The organism is Actinacidiphila sp. bgisy167, from assembly GCF_965342175.1.
Lineage (GTDB): Bacteria > Actinomycetota > Actinomycetes > Streptomycetales > Streptomycetaceae > Actinacidiphila.
Genome location: NZ_CBDRBL010000157.1, coordinates 1 through 5,062, shown reverse-complemented (window position 1 = coordinate 5,062; position 5,062 = coordinate 1). Strand labels below are relative to the sequence as shown.

Below are 5,062 nucleotides of genomic sequence, written 5' to 3'. Positions count from 1 at the left end.
GCCCGCATCCCGCCGTCACACCACCGCCCGCAAACCGACCCGGCGCGGCCCCGAGCAGGCGCGGACGGGTCGGTTCGGGCCCGCGGCCCGGTGGCGGCACCCACCCTGCAGGCCACACCCCCTGGATTGGCCCTGGCCGGTCGCCTCCTGGCCTCCGTAGGGTCGCGGCATGCGGATCCGTATCGTCGACGCCTTCACCGACCGTCCCTTCGCCGGAAACCCCGCGGGCGTGCTGCTGCTGGACGCGGACAGTTTCCCCGAGGACGGCTGGCTCCAGCTCGTGGCAGCGGAGGTCAACCTCTCCGAGACCGCGTTCGCCCACCCCACGCCCGGCGCCCCGGACACAGACTGGGCCCTCCGCTGGTTCACCCCCAGGGCCGAGGTGAACATGTGCGGGCACGCCACCCTCGCCACCGCGCACATCCTGCACGACACGGGCGCCGCCCGCGGCCCGGTGCGGTTCGGCACCCGCTCCGGCGTCCTCACCGCGGCCGCCGGCGAGGACGGCACCATCACCATGGACTTCCCCGTCGCCCCGCTCACCCCGGTCGACGTCACGGAGGAGATCGCCGCGGCGATCGGCGCCGAGGTGCTCTCGGTGCACGAGACCGGCGAGGACGTGGGCGACCTGCTGGTGGAAGTCGTCGACGAGAAGACCGTGCGCGCGCTCACGCCCGACATCGCCGCCGTCGCCGCCCTGCCCTCCAAGCGCGGCCTCATCGTGACCGCCGCCGCCGAGACCCCGGCGACCTGCGGCTACGACTTCGTCTCCCGCGGCTTCTTCCCCGCCGTCGGCATCGACGAGGACCCGGTCACCGGCAGCGCCCACACCGCCCTCGCGCCCTTCTGGGCGCGGCGCCTCGGCCGGGAGGAGCTGACCGGGCTGCAGGCCTCGGCGCGCTCCGGCCTGGTGCGCACGGCGCTCGGCGGCGACCGGGTGCGCCTCAGCGGCCGTGCGGTCACCGTGATCGACGGCGAGCTGCACGCCCGCCCGTAGGCCGGCGTCAGCCCCTGGGCCTGCGTCAGCCGGTCGGCAGCCAGCCGACCTTCCCGGCGAGCAGCGCGTACCCCACGAAGGCCACGATGTCGATGAGGGCGTGGGCCGCCACCAGCGGCCCCACCCGGCCCCATCGCCGGTAGAGCAGGACGAAGACGACGCCCATCGCCATGTTCCCGATGAGCCCGCCGATGCCCTGGTAGAGGTGGTACGAGCCGCGCAGCACACTGCTGGCCGCCAGCGCGCCGACCGATGTCCAGCCCAACTGCCCGAGTCTGCGCAGGAGATAGCCGACGACGACGACCTCTTCGAGCACCGCGTTCTGGATCGCGGAGGCGATCAGGACGGGGATCTTCCACCAGACGTCGGGCAACGACTCCGGCACGACCGTCAGGTTGAACCCGGAGGCGCGCGCGCCCAGGTAGAACAGCAGTCCGGTGCCGCCGATGGCCGCCGCCAGGACGGCGCCGCGCAGCACGTCGGTGCGCGGGCGGCGCAGGTCGAAGCCGATGGCGGGCATGCCCGTGCCCTCACGGGCCAGCAGGTGGGCGACGAGCGCGACCGGGACGAGCGCGGTGGCGACGCCGAACAGCTGCCAGGCCAGGTCCAGCCACGGACGGCCAGGCGCCTGCGAGCCGACGAGAGTGGCCGCCTGGTCCTTGAGCCCGCCGGGCCTGGTCAGTGACCCGACGAAGCTGATCAGCGCCGAGACCGCGCTCGCGCCCAGCGACAGCGCGAGCACCAGGAGGGTCTCGCTGCGCAGCGTGCGCGGGGCGAGCCGCTCCGGCGCCCCGGTGCCGGACCCGCCGTGCCCCACCGAATTCCTGTCCACACAGTCCTCCACCCGCGCCATCCTGCCTCATGGGCCCGGCGGCGCGGGCGGCGGCTCAGCGTTCCAGCGGCCACTCGTGCACGGGGGCGCCGGAGTGCATCAGCTCGCAGTAGCGCAGGGTCATCGCGGCCAGAGCGCGCTGCCGGTCCAGCCCGCGCTCCACTTCCTGGTGGAAGGCGGCGGCCTGCCACTCGGCGCCGTTCATGCGGTTGCGGCAGCGGCCCTCGATGATGCCGAGGTAGTGGTCCCGGTCCACCGGATCGATCCCCCAGGCGTCGAGTCCTGCGGCGGCCATCGGCAGGAGCTCGTCCAGGACGAGTTCGACGGCCCCGACCTCCGCCAGGCCGTTGCCGCGCCCCGGCCGGGGCCAGGTGAACGTCGCCTCGATGCCGTACCGGCACGCGGCGTCGAAGTTCCCCGCGGCGGCCGCGAAGGGCAGCCGGCTCCACACCGGCCGCGGCGCCTCGGCGAGGGAGCGTACGAGTCCGTAGTAGAAGGCGGTGTTGGCGAGCACGTCCGCGACGGTGGGCCCGGCGGGCATCACCCGGTTCTCCACCCGCAGATGGGGCACCCCGTCGACGACCTCGTACACCGGGCGGTTCCAGCGGTAGATCGTCCCGTTGTGGAGGGTCAGTTCCTTCAGCTGCGGCACCCCGCCCTCGTCGAGGACGTGCAGCGGGTCCTCGTCCTCGCAGATGGGCAGCAGGGAAGGGAAGTAGCGCACGTTCTCGGCGAAGAGGTCGTACGCGGAGTCGATCCAGCGCTCGCCGAACCAGGTCAACGGGCGCACGCCCTGGGCGCGCAGCTCCTCGGGGCGGGTGTCGGTGGCCTGCTGGAAGAGCGTGGGCCGGGTCTCCCGCCACAGCTCGCGGCCGAACAGGAAGGGGGAGTTGGCGCCGAGCGCCACCTGGGGGCCGGCCACCGCCTGCGCGGCGTTCCACACCGCGGCGAAGCGCGCCGGGGTGACCTGGAGGTGCATCTGCATGGAGGTGCACGCCGCCTCCGGGGCTATCGAGCCGGACACGCAGGTCAGCCGTTCCACCCCCGAGATGTCCAGGGTGATGTCCTCGCCGCGGGCGGCCAGGATGCGGTCGTTGAGCAGCATGTACCGGTCGACGCGGGAGAGGTTGGCGCCGACCAGGTCCTGAACGCCGAGGGTGGGCAGGATTCCCACCATCACGATGCGCGCGCCGACCTCGCGGGCCTTTCCCTCCGCATATCCGAGGCCCATGCGCAACTCTTCGGCGAGCCGGTCGAAGACCCGTCCGGAAAGCCGGTGCGGCGCGATGTTCACCTCGATGTTGAACTGGGCGAGCTCCGTCTGGAAATCGCGGCTCGCGATGCGCTCGAGCACCTCCTCGTTCATCATGCGCGGCAGCCCGTCGCGGTCGGTGAGATTCAGTTCGATCTCCAGTCCCATGAGATTCCGGGGACGGTCGAACCGCTTCTCCTCCAGCAGTCGCTCCAACCCCAGCAGGCACTGCTTCAGCTTCCTGCGGTACCGCGGGCGGTCGGCCAGGTCGAACCCCGTGGCCGCGACCTTTTCCCCCATCGGAGGTCCTTCCTCGAGTGGGCCGTGATCCCAGCATGCCCAGCCCTGAGATCGATAAGGCCCCGGTGCCGCCCCCGGTAGCGCTAAGCTGGCCACGCGCACCGTCTGGCGGCACATTCCAAGGGCACGTACGGAATTCACTTGCCGCCGGTGGCCCGCTGGTGAAAAAGGCCGACAGGATTCAGCCGTCCGCAGTAGCCCGGAAAGCGCAGTTCACGGCGTGGGCGACGGAGCGAGCAAGGGTCCGAACAGGGATGAAATAGCTGTCCGGGGTGACCTGGAACCGCCTTGCCCGTAATATCGCTGACGGCTAGCTGAAACACCGCGCGAACACTCCTCGTATATCCTTCGTTGAAGGCAGAGCCTCCGCGACCCGCCGCGCGCCCGCGACACACCGGCCACGGGAAGGGATCCGCATGCCCACGCTGATTCCGTACGTCGTCGCCCCTGCGCGCCCCACGGATCCGGGCTGTCCCGGCCTGCCGCAGTTCCATCAGCTCCACCGCTGACAGTGCTGTCCGCACCCCGCCGAGCACCCCCCGTGTCTCCTCATGAGAGGCCGCCCACATGCCGCTGCAGGTAGCCCCAGCCCCCGCGCCCGCTCTGCGGAGCGTTCTCGCCGCCCTGAGCTCCCCCACCGCCGTCCGCGAGGCCCGCACCCCCGCGCTGCGCAACGCCGCGGGACCACTCGTCGCCGACAACCCGCTTCCCCTGCACGTCCTCGACCCCGGCGCCACCACACCGGGCGGACTGCCCCGGGCACGCCTGACCGGCTGGCGCTTCCACATCCGCACGGGGGAGAAGGTGGCCGCCGCGGGCGAGACCGTGGAGACCCCGGACGGATGGGCGTTCTCGCACTTCTGCGAGGGCCCCTACCTGGCCTCCACCGAGCGCGCGCTGCGCCAGTCCGACGCGCTCACCACCCCGTACCAGCCGCATCTCCTGTCGGTACCGGGGCTCTACATGCTGACGCTGTGGCTGCACGGGGACGTCGCGGCTGACGCGGGCACGGCCCAACCGGACCCCTCCGACCTGCTGATCCCGCTGGCGCCGGCCCCGCCGGGGATCGCCGCGCACCGCATGCACCGGCTCTCCGACCTCGTGCCGGTGCTGACCCTGCGGCTGGCTCCGCCCCCGCTGCTCGGCACCACCGCCTGAGGCTGCCGGCTGGGGCGCCTCACACGCCTCCGTGACCGTCCGGTCACGGAGGCGTCGCCTTGTCCGGCAACCGCCCTCGCGAGTGAACGCGTCCTTCACGGACGAGGACAGCTCACAGGAAACCCCTGCGGAAATCCGCCAGGAGAGCAACACTGGGACCGACCGACTGAACGGGGGAGCGGAATGGCCAAAGTTTCTACCCAGGGCAGCCGCACTTCACACCACTCACAGCGAAAGACGTCGTCCATGTGCCCGCACCAACCGCATTGCCCGTCCGCCGGCAGCCCCGACCGCGAGGCCGCCCTCATCACGGCCAGCCACCCCGAGCAGGGCTGGAGCCTGCTGTGCAACGGTGTCCTGCTCTTCGAGGACACCGGTGAGCTCCTTCCCGACGGGCAGATCATCGCCCCGCGCCGCCCGCTCGGCGGCGAGCACATCGTCACGGCGGCCTGACCGGGCCGGGAACGACACAGGGCCGACCCCGCTGGAGCAGCGGGGCCGACCCTTGAGCGCTTTCGAGCGC

The 5,062-nt window shown here is 72.2% G+C and carries 5 protein-coding genes; 3 read left to right on the top strand and 2 right to left on the bottom strand.

The annotated features are described in order from the left end of the window. Positions 1–169: 169 nt before the first annotated feature. Positions 170–997, top strand: coding sequence for a PhzF family phenazine biosynthesis protein (locus ACRWND_RS30200; protein ID WP_431955060.1), 828 nt, complete (start codon positions 170–172; stop codon positions 995–997). Positions 998–1,022: 25 nt separating this feature from the next. On the opposite strand, the gene ACRWND_RS30195 is transcribed toward ACRWND_RS30200, so the two are convergent. Then, positions 1,023–1,850 (bottom strand): CPBP family intramembrane glutamic endopeptidase, encoded by an 828-nt coding sequence (locus tag ACRWND_RS30195; RefSeq protein ID WP_431955058.1) that lies wholly within the window; start codon positions 1,848–1,850, stop codon positions 1,023–1,025. Between the two features lie 34 nt (positions 1,851–1,884). After that, positions 1,885–3,381 (bottom strand): glutamate--cysteine ligase, encoded by a 1,497-nt coding sequence (locus ACRWND_RS30190; protein ID WP_431955056.1) that lies wholly within the window; start codon positions 3,379–3,381, stop codon positions 1,885–1,887. Between the two features lie 567 nt (positions 3,382–3,948). Here ACRWND_RS30190 and ACRWND_RS30185 point away from each other — a divergent pair. Both ACRWND_RS30185 and ACRWND_RS30180 read left to right on the top strand, forming a co-directional pair. Continuing rightward, a complete protein-coding gene (locus tag ACRWND_RS30185) occupies positions 3,949–4,539 on the top strand; it encodes a hypothetical protein (protein WP_431955054.1) in 591 nt (196 codons plus the stop codon). Between the two features lie 246 nt (positions 4,540–4,785). Then, complete coding sequence (locus tag ACRWND_RS30180; RefSeq protein WP_431955052.1) at positions 4,786–4,992, top strand: DUF5999 family protein; 207 nt, start codon at positions 4,786–4,788, stop codon at positions 4,990–4,992. The last annotated feature ends 70 nt before the right edge of the window (positions 4,993–5,062 follow it).